The 16,575-nt window shown below is 29.2% G+C and carries 13 protein-coding genes; 12 read left to right on the forward strand and 1 reads right to left on the reverse strand.

Annotated features, from left to right (window positions below; translation table 11 throughout):
- The first annotated feature begins 62 nt into the window (after positions 1 to 62).
- The 7 genes from grdC (at position 63) to TVTCOM_RS03895 (ending at position 9,671) form a co-directional block, all read left to right on the forward strand.
- Positions 63 to 2,630, forward strand: a complete 2,568-nt coding sequence (gene grdC, locus TVTCOM_RS03865) for a glycine/sarcosine/betaine reductase complex component C subunit beta (RefSeq protein ID WP_434798536.1) — start codon at positions 63 to 65, stop codon at positions 2,628 to 2,630.
- Positions 2,631 to 2,831: 201 nt separating this feature from the next.
- On the forward strand, positions 2,832 to 4,001 hold the full coding sequence (locus TVTCOM_RS03870; protein WP_434798537.1) for a sensor histidine kinase: 1,170 nt from the start codon (positions 2,832 to 2,834) through the stop codon (positions 3,999 to 4,001).
- A 165-nt stretch (positions 4,002 to 4,166) separates the two neighbouring features.
- A complete protein-coding gene (locus TVTCOM_RS03875) occupies positions 4,167 to 4,973 on the forward strand; it encodes a formate/nitrite transporter family protein (RefSeq protein WP_434798538.1) in 807 nt (268 codons plus the stop codon).
- A 192-nt stretch (positions 4,974 to 5,165) separates the two neighbouring features.
- Positions 5,166 to 6,077: a sulfite exporter TauE/SafE family protein gene (locus tag TVTCOM_RS03880; RefSeq protein ID WP_434798539.1), complete on the forward strand. Its 912-nt coding sequence runs from the start codon at positions 5,166 to 5,168 to the stop codon at positions 6,075 to 6,077.
- A 430-nt stretch (positions 6,078 to 6,507) separates the two neighbouring features.
- Entirely contained in the window at positions 6,508 to 7,515 is a 1,008-nt protein-coding gene (locus tag TVTCOM_RS03885; RefSeq protein WP_434798540.1) for a proline racemase, read from the forward strand.
- A gap of 77 nt (positions 7,516 to 7,592) precedes the next feature.
- Positions 7,593 to 8,474: a TSUP family transporter gene (locus TVTCOM_RS03890; RefSeq protein ID WP_434798541.1), complete on the forward strand. Its 882-nt coding sequence runs from the start codon at positions 7,593 to 7,595 to the stop codon at positions 8,472 to 8,474.
- A gap of 303 nt (positions 8,475 to 8,777) precedes the next feature.
- Positions 8,778 to 9,671, forward strand: a complete 894-nt coding sequence (locus tag TVTCOM_RS03895; protein WP_434798542.1) for a sulfite exporter TauE/SafE family protein — start codon at positions 8,778 to 8,780, stop codon at positions 9,669 to 9,671.
- A gap of 99 nt (positions 9,672 to 9,770) precedes the next feature.
- On the opposite strand, the gene TVTCOM_RS03900 is transcribed toward TVTCOM_RS03895, so the two are convergent.
- The gene (locus tag TVTCOM_RS03900) at positions 9,771 to 11,477 is read right to left on the reverse strand and encodes an ABC transporter ATP-binding protein (RefSeq protein ID WP_434798543.1); all 1,707 of its coding nucleotides are present in this window, start codon (positions 11,475 to 11,477) and stop codon (positions 9,771 to 9,773) included.
- A 177-nt stretch (positions 11,478 to 11,654) separates the two neighbouring features.
- Here TVTCOM_RS03900 and rpoN point away from each other — a divergent pair, with 177 nt between their 5' ends.
- From rpoN to TVTCOM_RS03925, 5 genes are all read left to right on the forward strand, one after another.
- Positions 11,655 to 12,998, forward strand: a complete 1,344-nt coding sequence (rpoN, locus tag TVTCOM_RS03905; RefSeq protein WP_434798544.1) for an RNA polymerase factor sigma-54 — start codon at positions 11,655 to 11,657, stop codon at positions 12,996 to 12,998.
- 18 nt (positions 12,999 to 13,016) lie between these two features.
- The gene (locus TVTCOM_RS03910) at positions 13,017 to 13,559 is read left to right on the forward strand and encodes a chromate transporter (RefSeq protein ID WP_434798545.1); all 543 of its coding nucleotides are present in this window, start codon (positions 13,017 to 13,019) and stop codon (positions 13,557 to 13,559) included.
- A complete protein-coding gene (locus tag TVTCOM_RS03915; protein WP_434798546.1) occupies positions 13,556 to 14,140 on the forward strand; it encodes a chromate transporter in 585 nt (194 codons plus the stop codon). Before TVTCOM_RS03910 ends, TVTCOM_RS03915 begins: the two co-directional genes overlap by 4 nt.
- 130 nt (positions 14,141 to 14,270) lie before the next feature.
- Entirely contained in the window at positions 14,271 to 14,966 is a 696-nt protein-coding gene (gene sfsA, locus TVTCOM_RS03920; protein ID WP_434798547.1) for a DNA/RNA nuclease SfsA, read from the forward strand.
- 311 nt (positions 14,967 to 15,277) lie between these two features.
- Complete coding sequence (locus tag TVTCOM_RS03925; RefSeq protein ID WP_434798548.1) at positions 15,278 to 16,543, forward strand: 30S ribosomal protein S1; 1,266 nt, start codon at positions 15,278 to 15,280, stop codon at positions 16,541 to 16,543.
- The last annotated feature ends 32 nt before the right edge of the window (positions 16,544 to 16,575 follow it).

Consider the following 16,575-nt stretch of genomic DNA (forward strand, 5'->3'; position numbering starts at 1 on the left):
TAATCGATAAAGAGTATTTTAAACTTTTATCGATTAGCTAATTTCAAAATAGGGGGAACAATATGAATAGTGTATTAAAAGCAGCAGGATACATACTTGCTCATACTCCTGATATGGTAATTCATAACGGGACTACTCAAACTACTGAAAGAGTAGTTAATCCAGACTCTGAGTATTTAAAAGTATTAAAAAATCACTTAAGAACTTATGATGAAGTGGTAAAATACCCACCAAATCAAGCATATATAGGAAATATAACTCCAGATGAATTATCGAAATATGAAATGACTTGGCATGATAAAGAGACTCCAGATGCTAGTAAATATGGTAAGTTTGGAGAAATAATGCCACAAGAAGAATTTTTAGGATTAATGCAAATATGTGATGTATTTGATTTAGTTAAATTAGAAAAAAACTTTGCATCTTTAAGTAAGAATTTATTAAGCGAGAACAAGCTAATTTCATCTGATTTAGTTGGACAAATTAAAGAAGGTGAAGAGTTAGATACGATAATGAAATTTATAGAAGAAGAACATGCAGAACCTTTATACAATAATGGAAAAGTTGTCGGTTGTGTAAAAAATGCACATGATGTAGATACAAACTTATCTGCTCACGTATTATTAGAGAACTTAGTTTCAAAAGCTTCTTGTGCTTTCTCTATAATGAACATGCTTGATAAAAATAATATAAATAAAGATGATATAGATTATGTTATAGATTGTTGTGAAGAAGCATGTGGTGATATGAATCAAAGAGGTGGAGGAAACTTTGCCAAAGCTGCTGCAGAAATAGCAGGACTTAACAATGCTACAGGATCAGACGTTAGAGGGTTCTGTGCAGGACCTGCTCATGCTATGGTTCATGCTGCTGCTCTTGTAAAAAGTGGTACATTTAAAAACGTAATAGTTTGTGCTGGTGGTTCTACTGCAAAACTTGGTATGAACGGAAAGGACCATGTTAAAAAAGGTATGCCAATACTTGAAGATATGGTTGCTGGATTTGCAGTATTAGTAAGCGAAAACGACGGCGAAAGCCCAGAAATAAGAAATGATATTGTGGGACGCCACACTGTTGGAACTGGTTCTTCTCCTCAAGCAGTAATTAGTTCTTTAGTTAGTGAGCCACTTGAAAAAGCTGGAATGAAAATAACTGATATACAAAAATATTCTGCAGAAATGCAAAACCCAGATATAACTAAGCCAGCAGGAGCTGGAGACGTACCTAACGCTAACTACAAAATGATAGGTGCCCTAGCTGTTAAAATGGGCAACTTAGATAGAAAAGAATTACCTTCATTTATAGAAGAACATGGTATGGTAGGTTGGGCTCCAACTCAAGGACATATACCATCAGGAGTACCTTATCTAGGATTTGCTAGAGAAGATATAATGGCTGGTACTATTAAAAATGCCATGATAGTTGGTAAAGGAAGTTTATTCCTTGGAAGAATGACAAATCTATTTGATGGTATTTCATTTGTAATAGAAGAGAACCAATCTAAGAAATTCCAAGACTTAGAAGAAGATGAAGCAGTAGATGTAAAAATACCTAAAATAGCAATAACTACTATAGGAAGCGAACATGGTGAAAAAAATGTTATAGAAGGAGCTTTAAAAGCTATTAAATCAAACATTTCTGTTACAACTATAGGTAGTGAAAGTGCTGATGGTTTAAAACATGTTAAAACTGACTGTGAAAAAGAAGCACACGAATTAATGGAAAATCTTTTAGATAGTAAGAAAGTTGATGGGGCAGTAACTATGCACTATCCATTCCCAATAGGAGTATCTACAGTAGGTAGAGTAATAACTCCTGAAAAAGGAAGAGAAATGTTCATAGCAACTACTACAGGAACTTCTTCTGCTGATAGAGTAGAAGGAATGGTTAAAAATGCTATCTACGGAATAATAACGGCTAAGGCTTGTGGAATAAAAAATCCAACAGTTGGAATAGCTAATGTGGATGGTGCTAGACAAGTGGAAATAGCTCTTAAAACATTAAAAGAAAAAGGTTATGATATAAACTTTGCACAGTCTGATAGAGCAGACGGTGGAGTAGTTATGAGAGGTAACGACTTAATGACAGCGTCAGCTGACGTAATGGTTACAGATTCATTAACTGGAAACTTATTAATAAAAATGTTCTCTGCTTATAACTCAGGTGGAAAATATGAATCAGTAGGATATGGATATGGACCAGGAATAGGCAAAAATTTCAATAAATTAATAATGATCATATCAAGAGCATCAGGAGCACCGGTTATAGAAGGTGCAATCAAGTTTGCAGCTGAACTTGTAAATAATGATGTTCACAATATATCAAAAGAAGAATTTGCAAAAGTTGAAAAAGCTGGATTTAGTGAAGTTTTACAAGGACTAAAAAAATCAAAACCTCAAGCATCTGCAGCAACTGAAGAAAAGGTGGAAGCACCTGAAAAAGAAGTTGTAACAGAACAAATCTCTGGAGTAGATGTAATGGATTTAGAAGATGCAGTGGAAGTTTTATGGAAAAATAAAATATATGCTGAAAGTGGAATGGGTTGTACTGGACCAATAGTACTTGTAAGCCCTGCTAATGTTGAAAAATCTAGAGCATTATTAATAGAAGCAAAATTCATAAGTGAATAATATTAATTAAGGAGTTGTATTTTAGATGAAGCAAACTTTCATCTTAAATACAACTCTTTTTTAGCTCCAAAAACTAAATGCTGATTGCAAAAATATAAAATAAATTAATACATAAATTAAAATTTAATTATATTAAATACTATAAAAGTATTTGATAATTTAGTATAATTAAAAAAATCAGTTTAAATTAGGAGGTAAAGTGTGGGAGAATATTTAAAAAAAATAGTAGTAGTTATAATTATCCTATTAATAGGAATGAATTTATTTCCATGTAGGATTTATGCAGGTGAAAAAAAAGATGTATTATTTATAACTACTTATGGCTCCTGTACTTCTGATTTTGAAAAAAGAATATTGGGCATAGAAAAGGGTTTAGAAGAAAGAAAAGGAAATGGTAGTATAGGTGGAAAAGTATTAAGTGCAAATATAATTAATTCTCCAAAGGATTTTATAACTTTATACAAGGGTGTATTTATATTTATAATATTATTCGTTATAGCATTGATAATAGTTATAATAACCCTTATAAGATATGTGTCATATAAGAAAAAGCATGAAGATATTCTTAAAAAGGCTATGAAAGAGATTGAAGAAGTAAATAAGTTAAAAAATCATTTTATAATTAATATGAATCATGAACTAAAAACACCTATAACAGTGATAAACTCTGTAATGCAATTAACTAAACATATGAGAGAGTATGATGAAAAGTATTTTATAAGTGAGAAAAATATTGTTTTAGTGGAAGATAATTGTCAAAGGCTTTTAAAACTAGTTAACAATATAATAGATCTAGAAAAAATTGATTCAAAAGAGATTAATTTAAATATGCAAAGTGTAAATATAGTGGAACTAATAGAAGATACAGTATTGTCAGTTGTTCCATATGCTGAGGCTAGAAATATAGACATAACTTTTGATACAACAAAAGAAGAAATAATTATGTCTGTAGATAAAAATAAAATAGAAAGAATAGTGTTAAATCTATTGTCTAATGGTATTAAATATTCTAAAAAAGCAGGATTTGTAGATGTAAGGGTAGATGTATGTGAAAATAATTTAATTCTTATAGTAGAAGATGATGGTATTGGGATTGGTGAAGAGAACTTAAAAAAAATATTTGATAGATTTGTAAGGGTGGATAATTCATTAACCAGATCTAATGAAGGTAGTGGAATAGGTCTATCTATCGTTAAATCCTTTGTAGAGTGTCACAATGGAAATATAAGCGCTAAATCTATTAAAAATATAGGAACAAGTTTTATAATAAATATTCCCGTAGTAATAAAAAGTGAGAATGAAGAAGATGATATCAAACAAATAAGTGCAGACAATCATATAAAACAAGAATTGTGTGATATATATTTTTAGAGTTTTATATAATAAGGAAACTTACAGTTCGATTGAAAAATTTTCCTGTTTAAAATTTTATTTTTTATTTTAAAAAAGTATATCTATGTGATAAAATGTGATAAGATAATAAATGCTGTATACAAGATACAAAATGGAATAAATGACGAATAGGAGACGTAGGTAATGAATGAAGAAACAATTCAATTATTAGCTCATAAAGCTGAAGATAAAATTAATACGCTTAATGAGAGTAAATTAAAGTACTTAGTACTATCAATATTTGCAGGAATGTTTATAGGACTTGGATGTATATTAATATTCACTATAGGTGGGCAATTACATGCTGTACACTCACCAGCAACAAAAATAGTTGCAGGAATGTCATTCTCATTTGCACTAAGCGCAATTATAATACTAGGATATGAACTATTTACAAGTAATACAATGATAATGACTATGGGAAGTTTAGCAAAAACTACTAGTGTAAAAGATGGAATAAGAATAATGGGATATAGTTACTTTGGTAACTTTTTAGGAGCAATACTTGTATCACTTTTATTTGTAGGAACTGGTTTTGCATCTAGTGGACATACAATGGATTATTTTGCATACTGTGGTGCCTATAAAGTTGCAGCACCAGCTCTACAATTATTTTCTAGAGGTGTTTTAGCTAACATATTAGTTTGTGCAGCTGTACTAGCAGCGTACAAAACAAAAGATGAAATGGCTAAGATAGCTATAGTATTTCTATTGATATTTGCTTTCGTAACAAGTGGATTCGAGCATTGTATTGCTAATATGACTACTTTATTAGTATGTTTATTCTCACCAGTAGCAAATGATGTTACAGTAGCAAATGCATTATATAGTATGTTATTTGTTACATTAGGTAATATAGTTGGTGGAGCAGGGTTCTACGGATTCTTAACTTACTTTATGTCAAATAAAAAAGAAAATAAAGCTAAACAAACAATTAGCAAAGCTTGCTAATTATATATAAAGACCTTCTTTGTTAAATACAAGGAAGGTCTTTTTTATGTATTGTGTATATTGTTAAATAAATAGTCTAATAACATTAAATTTTGAATAAATATATAGTGAGTATACTATAAATTAATACAAGTTAGTTATAAATCTCAGTAAGTGAGATTTAACTATATTAATTTTTAAGGAGGAAGTAATATGTTAAACTTTGTAAGAGTGGTTTGGGCAGTATTAATGGCATTTTATTACTATGTATTTATTAAAGACTACAAACAAGTTAAAGTATCGGGTGAGCTTGATGAGGTTAGTGTAGGAAAAGTAGGCGTTGTAGGATTTATAACTAATTTCTTTGATACATTAGGAATAGGTTCCTTTGCACCAACGGTAGCATTTAATAAGTTCTTGAAAATGGGAGTAAGAGATAAGGATTTACCAGGTTTATTAAATGTTGGAGATACTTTACCAGTTATGTGCGAGGCGGTAATATTTACTACAGTTATAGATGTTGAACCAATAACATTAGTAACAATGTTAGCAGCATCTGCAGTAGGTTCTTGGCTAGGAGCTGGTGTAATAGCTAAACTAGATGAAATTAAAATTCAAAAAATCATGGGAATTGCTTTATTAGTAACAGGAGTTTTAATGACTTTAGGTGCATTAAAATTAATGCCTGGTGGTGGCGAAGCTATAGGTCTTACGGGAATAAAATTAGTTATAGGGATTGTAGGTAACTTTATACTTGGAGCATTAATGACAGCAGGTATAGGGCTTTATGCACCATGCATGGCTTTGGTTTACTTCCTAGGGATGTCTCCAGCAGTTGCCTTCCCAATAATGATGGGATCATGTGCCACATTAATGCCAGTATGTTCAGTTAAATTTATAAAAGAAGGAGCATATCCTAGAAAAGCAACTTTATTACTTGGATTATTTGGTGCTATAGGTGTATTTATTGCCGCATATATAGTTAAATCATTACCACTTGATATACTAAGATGGTTAGTAATTGCAGTTATATTCTATACTTCTATTTCTATGTTAGTTTCAGCATATAAATGTAAAGGTTCTGAAGATAATACTACTGTAGAAAATAAGGATGATGATAAATAAAAAAATAACAATTAGATAAAAAAAAACAATAAAAAATACTAAATGTATATAAAAATAAATGAAAAAAATGACAAATGAAATAAGATTAATATTAAATATATACCGTACTTTCTATGTATGGTATATATTTTTTGTAATAAAAAAACATTATCGAAAAATGTGAAAAATTTGTTGAATAGTTTAGATTAATTAATTATAATGAAAATAGGTAAGTAGATAAGTTGTAAAAAGTAGTCGATAAATGACTGAAAATTTACATTTTTTACAGTGATGGTATTCACATTCTATATATGCATTTTATTGTCAATTTATTAACGTTGAGAAGTAAATATAGATAGTGAAACCGTTTTTTTTATCTGTTTATCATAGATTAATTAAATAAATATATTATAAATATTTATTTTAATAATGATTTTAGGGGGACAGGCAAATGAAATTTTCAAGAAGCATTCAAGCAATTGACTCTCATACTATGGGAGAACCAACAAGAATAGTTACAGGAGGAATTCCTAATATAAAAGGAAACACTATGGCTGAGAAAAAAGCGTACTTAGAAGAAAACTTAGATCATTTAAGAACAGCTATAATGTTAGAACCAAGAGGACATAATGACATGTTTGGATCAATAATAACTCAACCTTGTGATCCAACTGCTGATTTCGGTATCATATTCATGGATGGTGGAGGATACCTAAACATGTGTGGACATGGTTCAATAGGAGCTATAACTGTTGCTATAGAAACAGGAATGGTAGATATGGTAGAGCCAGTTACTCATGTTAGAATGGAAGCTCCAGCAGGAATGATAGAAGCAGAAGCTAAGATAGTTGATGGAAAAGTTAGAGAAGTATCTTTCGTAAACGTTCCAGCTTTCTTATACAAAAAAGACTGTGAAATAGAAATGGCTCCTTATGGAAAAATAAAATTTGATATATCATTTGGAGGAAGTTTCTTTGCAATAGTTCATGCAAAACAATTTGGTGTTAAAGTTGAGGCTAAAAATACTCAATTATTAAACAACATAGGTATGGAAATGATGGAAATAGTTAATAGAGAAATACCAGTACAACATCCAACTCTAGATCACATAAAAACAGTTGATTTAGTTGAAATATACGATGATCCTACTCATCCAGAAGCAAATTACAAAAACGTTGTTATATTTGGTCAAGGTCAAGTAGATAGATCTCCATGTGGAACTGGTACAAGTGCTAAACTTGCTACTTTATATGCAAAAGGAGAAATAAAAGAAGGAGAAAACTTTGTATACGAAAGTATATTAGGAACTCTATTCAAAGGTAAGATAGTAGGTCTTGATAAAGTTGGTGAATTTGATGCAGTAAGACCTGAAATAACTGCAGCAGCTTATATAACAGGATTCAATCATTTTGTTATAGATGATGAAGATCCAGTTAAATACGGTTTTATATTAAAATAGCATCTAATTCAATAACTTAATTAAGATTTCAACTATAAATATAATAATTACAAAAGAAAAATAGGGGGAATCATATTATGGTAAATATTGTAAGAATAATTTGGGCCATTATTATGTCTGTGTATGGATACTTCTTCATAAAAGATTACAGACAAGCATCTGCAGCAGGTGAATTAGATGACGTAAGTGTAGGAAAAGCAGGTTTTGTAGGTTTTGCTACAAACTTCTTTGATACATTAGGGATAGGGTCATTCGCACCAACAGTTGCATTGAACAAATTTATGAAAATGGGAGTTAGGGATAGAGAACTTCCAGGATTATTAAATGTTGCTGACACTCTTCCAGTTATGGTAGAGGCTGTAATATTCACTACAGTTATAGAAGTTGAGCCAGTAACGTTAATATCTATGCTTGCAGCAGCAGCTTTAGGTTCATATCTTGGAGCTGGTATAATAGCTAAGATGGATGAAGTGAAAATCCAAAAAGTTATGGGTGTTGCTTTATTAATAACTGCTACATTAATGTTATTAAAACAACTTGGATTAATGCCAGGTGGTGGAGATGCAATAGGACTTTCTGGAGTTAAATTAGTTATAGGTGTAGTAGGTAACTTTATACTTGGAGCTTTAATGTCTGCTGGTATAGGATTATATGCACCATGTATGGCATTGATTTATTTCTTAGGAATGAATCCACAAGTTGCTTTCCCAATAATGATGGGATCTTGTGCAACATTAATGCCAGTTGGATCAATTAAGTTCATAAAAGAAGGAGCTTATCCAAGAAAAGCAGCTTTAATCATAGCTTTATCTGGAGCAGTTGGAGTATTTGTAGCTGCATACTTAGTTAAATCTTTACCAATAAATGTATTAACTTGGTTAGTTATAGCTGTTATATTCTATACTTCTGCATCTATGTTAATGTCTGCTAGCAAAGCTAGTAAAAAAATAGAAGCATAATAAATGATTAAGTAATTGCAATATATTTTAATAATAATATGCCACGATTTATCGTGGCATATTTTTTTATCTATAAAGAAATTATACTAATCAAAACTTTCTGAAATTAAGGTATATCAATGCATACAAGATCATCTATTTTCTTTATACTTAAAAAAAATTTTATGTAAATATTATTCAATTACTTGAATATTTTTTAACAAATTATTATAATAAGAAGGTAAACGTTTGACAGTTGAAAAAATATTGTTGAACTGTATATTGTACTAAAAATAAAAGATAAATTTTAGGGGGAATTAAAAAATGTTATTAGCATTAAGAGGAATTCTATTATCTTTAATGGGTGTTTATTATTACACATTTTTTAAAGATTATAGACAAGTAAAGGAAGCAGGAGAATTAGATAATGCTTCTGGGGTAAAAGTTGGAGCCCTAGGATTCGTATCTAACTTCTTTGATACGTTAGGTATCGGTTCATTTGCAATTATAGTAGCAGCAAACAAATTTTTTAAAGTAGGCATAAAAGATAGAGAACTTCCAGGGTTTTTAAATGTTGGATGTTGTTTACCAGTTATGTGTGAGGCATTTATATTTACTACAGTTATTGAGGTAGATCCTTTAACATTATTCTCTATGTTAATAGCTGCAGCTGTAGGTTCATACATAGGAGCTGGTATAATAGCTAAGATGGATGAATCAAAAATCCAATTAATAATGGGATTAGCGCTTTTAGCTACTGCAGTATTAATGTTTTGTAGTAAAATGGGATATATGCCAGGAGGTGGAGATGCGATAGGACTTTCTGGAGTAAAACTTGTTATAGGAGTTGTGGGTAATGCAGTTCTTGGAGCATTAATGACAGCTGGTGTTGGACTATTTGCACCATGTATGGCATTAACTTATTTCTTAGGATTATCTCCACAAGTTACATTCCCAATCATGATGGGATCTTGTGCAATGTTACAACCAGTATCTTCTGTTAAGTTTATAAAAGAAGGAGCTTATCCAAGAAAATCTTCATTAATATTAGGTTTAAGTGGAGCAGTTGGTGTATTTATAGCAGCATTTATCGTTAAATCATTACCAATAGACACTTTAAAATGGGTTGTAATGGCAGTTTTAGTTTATACTGGAGCTAGTATGATAGCTGGTGCAATGAAAAACCTAAAAAAAGAATCTGAAGTAGTTGCAGAATAATTTATAAGTAAATTTATTTAATATATTAAGAGGTTGAATCAATGATTCAACCTCTTTTAATTTATTAACCTGATCGAGTTGTTTGGAGCTAATTATTTATTAAGCTAAATTATCGTTTTGAATAGTATATAAACTATAGAAATAACCTTTCTCATCTAATAAATCATTAAAGTTACCCTTTTCGATAATTTTGCCATTTTTCATCACAATAATTTCATCATAATTAATTAAAATACTTTTTATTAACTTATGTGTGACAGTTATTAAAGTTAGATTATCTAAGTTTAAAAGAGATTTCTCCAAGTTATAAGCTGTTTCATTATCTAGAGCAGAAGTAGATTCATCTAAAATCAATATTTGGGTATTATTTATTAAAGCTCTTGCAATAGCAATTCTTTGCTTCTCACCACCTGATAACTTATTACCATTTTCACCAACCAAGGAATTAATTCCTTTAGGTAGTCTATCAATCAATTTACTTAATCCAGACCTTTCGCATGAACTTATAATTTCATCATCAGTATGATTAGAATAAAGTCTTATATTTTCTTTTATACTATCATCAAACATAAATACATTTTGTTGAATCATAGATATATTTTTATATAAGTCAGAGCTATAAATATTTTTCAAGTCGTTATTATCAATAATTATTTTCCCTTCATAATCACTATAATATCTCATAAGTAGTTTTATTAAAGTACTTTTCCCAGACCCACTTTCACCAACAATAGCATACTTCTTATTCTTATTTATATTTAAATTAATATTATTCAAAGCTTTTTGTTCTTCATTATAAGAAAAATCAAGATTTCTAATTTCTATTGAGTTTGTAAAATTATCTAACTTAGTATTTTCAAGGCTATCTTTAGTACCTTCTAAAATGTTTTCTATTTTATCAGCGATAAGTGATACAGATCTAATTTGATTTATTAATGAAATACTTAATTTTACAGGACCAACAATATGAGTACTTAGCTGGATAATTATTATAGCAGTACCAACAGAGATACTTTTTTTATACATAAGATATCCTCCAAGAAGAAGAACACCTAGATAAATTGTAACGCTAAATGATAAAGAAAATCCTCTTATTATTGATTCTAAAACAGAGTACTTTTTCTTAGAAGTTTCCACATTATTTGATGCAGTATTAAAAATTTCATTTATTTTATTACTTATATTAAATCCCTTAATTACTTCAAATCCAGAAAACAAATCCTTTGTAACAGAAGTAACTTGTTCTAAATTTTCAGAGTACTCATTTTTTTGAACAACTAATTTTCTTGATAAAGCATTTGGTATAATAAATCCCAATACTCCAAAAATAGATATGAAAATTACTATACTTGGACTAATTGAAAATAAGACAACTAAAGAAATTGCAAAGGATATGATACATGATATAACTTGGAAAAGATTATTAAAGAAGCTATCTTCAATAATTTTTATATCATTGTATAAGATTGAAATATATTTCCCACTGTTATCTAAAGAAAAGTCTTTTATATCTTTATTTATTACTTTAGAAAAAATGTCTGTTCGTAAATAATTCACAGTGTTTTTGATGTAAGATGACATAACAAGACCATCTATATATTCTGTTAAAAACATGATTATTATTAGAGATATACTGGCTATGGTAATAGTTGCAAACTTACTACTATCACCACTTGCAAATATATCTACTATAAATCCCATTAGAAAATCAAAGCAAATACTTGCTAGAGCAACTAAAGAGATAGTTGTTATTCTAAATAAAAATTGATATTTATACTTTAATGTATATTGCCATAAAGTCTTCATGTTACCTCCCTAAAATTTTAATGCTTTAAGATTTATTATACATGTATTTTGTTGAATTAAGTGAGAAAGATTTATTGAAGTTTTTAAATATATTAACTATAATGGATTTAGATATTTGGATTTACAAATAATATATTAGTAATAATTACTGTAAATATTGAAAAGGGGATAAACAGTATGAACTTAAATAATAGATTAGATATAATTCAATCACAAAAGCTTGTTATGACAACTCAATTAAAACAATCCCTAGATATTTTAAACATGAGCAATTTAGAATTAGAAGATGAAATAAAAAGAGAATCAGAAGAAAATCCTGTATTAGAAATGCAAAATAAGGCTGATATAGATTGGGCGGAATTTGCTAAAAATATTGATAACAAAAGTTACAATATAAAAAGATATGATTTAGATAATGATTTTACTTTAGAAAATTTAGCAAGATATGAAAGTAATTTGTATGATTATGCTAAAGAACAATTATCATTTTTAAAACTAAGCAAAAAAGAAAAGGAAGTTTGTGAGTACATAGTTGATTGCTTGGATAAGGATGGATACTTGAGAACGGATGAAATATTCATACTTGAAGAGTTAAATATAGATAATAATTATTTTGATAAGTGTTTAAAAAATATTCAGGAACTAGAACCTAGTGGAATAGGAGCTAGGGACCTTAGTGAGTGCTTATTAATTCAAATGGAAAACAAAAATATAAATGATGATATTTTAAAATCTATTATAATAGAAGATTTAAATTTAATAGGACAAAATAAAATAAAATTTATTAGTAAAAAATATGATATTAGCATTGAAGAGTGTGTGGAATATATTGAAAAAATTAAAGAATTTGATCCTAAACCAGGAAGATTATGTAGCAATGAAAAAACAGTTTATATTCAACCAGATGTTACAGTAAGAAAAATTGATGGACAATTTATTATTTATATGAACGATAATGCTAATTTTCATTTATGCATAAATAATTATTATAAAAGTGTACTAAATAATCCTGAATCTGATGAAAATGCTAAAGAATTTATAAAAAATAAGCTTAACTATGCTCTTAATCTTTTAAAAAATATAGAAACTAGAAAAAGCACCATATTAAAAATAGCAGAAGTAATAGTAAAAGAACAAAAAGAATTTTTTAATAAGGGAGCTAAGTATATTAAACCTATGAGATTGAAAGATATAGCCTTAGATCTTGGATATCATGAATCAACTATTAGTAGAGGCATTAATGGTAAATATATATTAACGCCTTTTGGTTTATTTGAGTTTAAATATTTCTTTAGTACTGCCATTCAAAGTGAAGAAGAAGAAGGTACATCAAGTACTAAAATTAAAAATATGATAAAAGAATTTATAAATAAAGAAAATAAATTAAAACCTTTAAGTGATGACAAAATATGTAAATTATTAAAAGGTGAAGGAATAATAGTAGCTAGAAGAACAGTGGCAAAATATAGAGAAGAAATGAATATATTATCATCATCTAAAAGAAAACAGTTTGTTAAATAGAAAAATAGGAGGCAGTATATGAAGGAATTAATAGACTTATTTATTGCATTTGCAAGAGTTGGGGTACTGACATTTGGAGGAGGATATGCCATGCTTCCGATTTTACAAAGAGAAATTGTAGAAAAAAAAAATTGGGCAACTGATGAAGAACTTATGGATTACTATGCCATAGGACAATGTACTCCAGGTGTAATAGCTGTAAATACAGCAACATTTATAGGACAAAAGAACAAAGGTATATTAGGTGGAATTATGGCAACACTAGGTGTCGCAATGCCGTCCCTTATAATAATAACAGCAATTGCAGCTTTTATAAGTAACTTTTCAGACTTAGCAGTAGTAAAAGATGCATTTGCAGGAGTTAGAGTTTGTGTTTGTGTACTTATATTTAATGCTGTAGTAAAACTATGGAAAAGTTCTGTAGTAGACAAGACAACACTTATCATTTTTATGGGTGTATTTTTAGGATCATTACTTACAGACTTATCGCCAATATTATTTGTAGTTATTGCTGGTGTAGCAGGTATAATAGTCAAAAATATGGAGGTGGATCATCAATGATTTATATTCAGTTATTTTTTGAATTTTTTAAGACGGGTCTATTTGCAGTAGGAGGAGGAATGGCAACACTTCCTTTTCTTTATGATATAGCAGACAAAACAGGATGGTTTACATCAGGTCAACTTGCGGATATGATAGCAGTTTCAGAATCAACACCAGGACCAATAGGCGTAAATATGGCCACATATGTAGGATTTACAACAGCAGGAATATGGGGAGCTATAATAGCAACTATAGGTCTTGTAACACCATCGATTATAATTATCTTAATAATATCTTATTTCTTAAAATCATTTAGAGAAAATAAATATGTTGATGCAGTATTTTATGGTCTTCGTCCAGCATCTACAGGACTTATTTCAGCTGCAGGTATGACTGTGGTTACAATAACATTACTTCAAATGGATTTATTTAAAAGTAGTGGAAAAATATTAGACTTAGTCAACTGGAAATCTTTAATCTTAGCAATAATAATTTATGTGTTATCAAATAATGTAAAACAAACTAAAAGACTTCATCCAGTATTCTTTATAGCAGGATCTGCTATAGTAGGAATACTATTTGGATTTGCAGGTGTATAAAAGTAGTATGAGGAGCAATAATAAATTATTGCTCCTTTATAATACCCTGAATATCTAAAAATAATTTTAATCTTTAAAGAAAGGGTATAATACTTTTAAGCATAAGAGAATGAGTAAATAGGAGAATAAAATGAAATATAATAATATGATAAAAGCCAAGTTTATTGAAAGACCTAATAGATTTGTAGCATATTGCGATATAAATGGGGAAGTTGAAAAAATTCATGTAAAAAATACGGGTAAATGTAAAGAGCTATTAGTACCTGGGCATGAAGTATATTTAGAAGAAAGTAATAATCCTGCTAGAGCAACAAAATATTCCTTAATAGCGGTTAAAAAAGGTGACAGACTAATTAATATGGACTCTCAAGTAACAAATAAGATGGTTTATGAAGCTCTAGAAGACAAATCATTAATATTACCAGGATTTGATGAAGAAATAACTTTAATAAAACCAGAAAAAACCTATGGTAACTCAAGATTTGATGTTTATGTAGAAGGAAAAACTAAAAAAGCATTTATAGAAGTTAAAGGATGTACACTAGAAATAGATGGAGTAGTAAAATTTCCAGATGCAAAAACAGAAAGAGGAGTAAAGCATGTTAAAGAGCTAATAAAAGCTAAGGAGGAAGGGTATTTAGCGTATATAATTCTTGTTATTCAAATGGAAGATGTACTTTACTTCACTCCTAATGTAGATATGCATAAAGAATTTGGAGATGTACTCAAAGAAGCAGATGAAAAAGGAGTTAAAGTTCTAGCTTATGATTCAAAAGTAGAAATTGACAATATAACACTTAACAATCCTGTAAAAGTGATTCTATAAAAAGAAAGCGAATTTTGAGCAAGGTCATTGCCTGAAGCGGTAGTGAAGGAATCTTGTTGGCTATATGAAGTGTAGCGCCCACGCAGTGGCTTAAGCCAAGCGAATTTTACTAAAATAAATGGAAATTACAACAATATAATTGATAAATTTACTAAATAAAGTTAAGATACTATTGTAAAGCAAAATATTTTGAAAATATTTTGAAAATAATTGAAAAATACTGATGAAATATTGTATAAATCTGTAAGTATTTGAAATTTTAATGGTATAATATAAAAAAGTAAGATTATTAGGTGAAAGGATGTAGAACAATGACTAAAGAATTATCTATGCAAGAGCTGCTAGACCAACAAGAACAACTGCTTAGTTCAATCAAAGTTGGAGAAACTATAGCAGGAACTATAACTAAAATAAATAATGATGAAGTAACTGTAGGGCTTAATATAGGTTTTGACGGAGTAATCCCAGTAAGTGAATTAAACTTACAAAAAAATGAAGAAGTTTCTGATGTATATAAAGTTGGAGATGAAATATCTGCTGTTATAACTAAAGTATCAGAAAAAGACTGTACACTAAAACTATCTAAATTAAAATTAGATATGGTAGCTGATAAAAAAGAATTAGAAAATGCACATGCTGAACATAAAATATTAACTGTAAATGTAGTAAAAACTATACAAAGAGGTGTATTTGCTGCATACAAATCAGTTGAATTATTCATACCAATATCTCAATTAAATACTAAATTTGTAAATGATACAAAAGAATACCAAGATGCTAATTTAGAAGTTTATATAATAGAATTCAATGAAAAAGCTAATAAGATAGTAGGTTCACATAGAGAAGTATTACAAGAGCGCTTAGATCAAGAAAGAAAAGCTAGAAAAGAAAGAATTCAAGCTGAAAGAGAAGAACAAAGACAAAAAGCAAGAGAAGAAAGAGCAGCCGAAAAAGCTAGAGTTAAAGCAGAGAAAGAAGCTTTAGTAGATTCTTTAGAAGTTGGACAAAAAAGACATGGTAAAGTAACTAACATAGTAAGTTACGGAGCTTTCGTAGATTTAGGTGGAGTTGAAGGTTTAGCTCACATAAACAACTTATCTTGGAAAAGAGTAGAATCTGTAGAAGAGATGCTACAAGTTGGACAAGAAGTTGATGTTTATGTATTAGATGTGAACAAAGAAACGGGGAGAATAGGATTAGCATTAAAAGACATAAATAACGATCCATGGGATTTAATAGCTAAAGAAGTGAAAGTTGACGATATAATAACTGGTAAAGTTGTTAGAATAATAGATAGAGGAGCTTTCGTTGAAATAGAGGAAGGTGTAGAAGCATACTTACCAATATCTCACTTGAAAGAAGAAAGAGTAGCAAATGTAAGTAGTGTTGTAAACCCTGGAGACGAAATAACAGTTAGAGTATTAACTTTCGATCCATATCACAAGAGAATGTCTGTATCGATAAAAGATGTTAATAAAGAGCCAGAAGAAGATTATAGTGAATTCCTAAACAAAGAAGAAGATTTAGGATCAACTATAGGTGATTTATTAAAAGGGAAGTTAAATAATCAAGAATAATAATAAATAAATTTAAGCCATATTGCAAAAGC

The organism is Terrisporobacter vanillatitrophus, from assembly GCF_051148895.1.
Classification (GTDB): domain Bacteria; phylum Bacillota; class Clostridia; order Peptostreptococcales; family Peptostreptococcaceae; genus Terrisporobacter; species Terrisporobacter vanillatitrophus.

Coding starts and splice junctions, on each gene's coding strand:
- grdC (WP_434798536.1), top strand. CDS start 63: ATGAATAGTGTATTAAAAGCAGCAGGATACATACTTGCTCATACTCCT.
- TVTCOM_RS03875 (WP_434798538.1), top strand. CDS start 4,167: ATGAATGAAGAAACAATTCAATTATTAGCTCATAAAGCTGAAGATAAA.
- TVTCOM_RS03880 (WP_434798539.1), top strand. CDS start 5,166: ATGTTAAACTTTGTAAGAGTGGTTTGGGCAGTATTAATGGCATTTTAT.
- TVTCOM_RS03885 (WP_434798540.1), top strand. CDS start 6,508: ATGAAATTTTCAAGAAGCATTCAAGCAATTGACTCTCATACTATGGGA.
- TVTCOM_RS03890 (WP_434798541.1), top strand. CDS start 7,593: ATGGTAAATATTGTAAGAATAATTTGGGCCATTATTATGTCTGTGTAT.
- TVTCOM_RS03895 (WP_434798542.1), top strand. CDS start 8,778: ATGTTATTAGCATTAAGAGGAATTCTATTATCTTTAATGGGTGTTTAT.
- TVTCOM_RS03900 (WP_434798543.1), bottom strand. CDS start 11,477: ATGAAGACTTTATGGCAATATACATTAAAGTATAAATATCAATTTTTA.
- rpoN (WP_434798544.1), top strand. CDS start 11,655: ATGAACTTAAATAATAGATTAGATATAATTCAATCACAAAAGCTTGTT.
- TVTCOM_RS03910 (WP_434798545.1), top strand. CDS start 13,017: ATGAAGGAATTAATAGACTTATTTATTGCATTTGCAAGAGTTGGGGTA.
- TVTCOM_RS03915 (WP_434798546.1), top strand. CDS start 13,556: ATGATTTATATTCAGTTATTTTTTGAATTTTTTAAGACGGGTCTATTT.
- sfsA (WP_434798547.1), top strand. CDS start 14,271: ATGAAATATAATAATATGATAAAAGCCAAGTTTATTGAAAGACCTAAT.
- TVTCOM_RS03925 (WP_434798548.1), top strand. CDS start 15,278: ATGACTAAAGAATTATCTATGCAAGAGCTGCTAGACCAACAAGAACAA.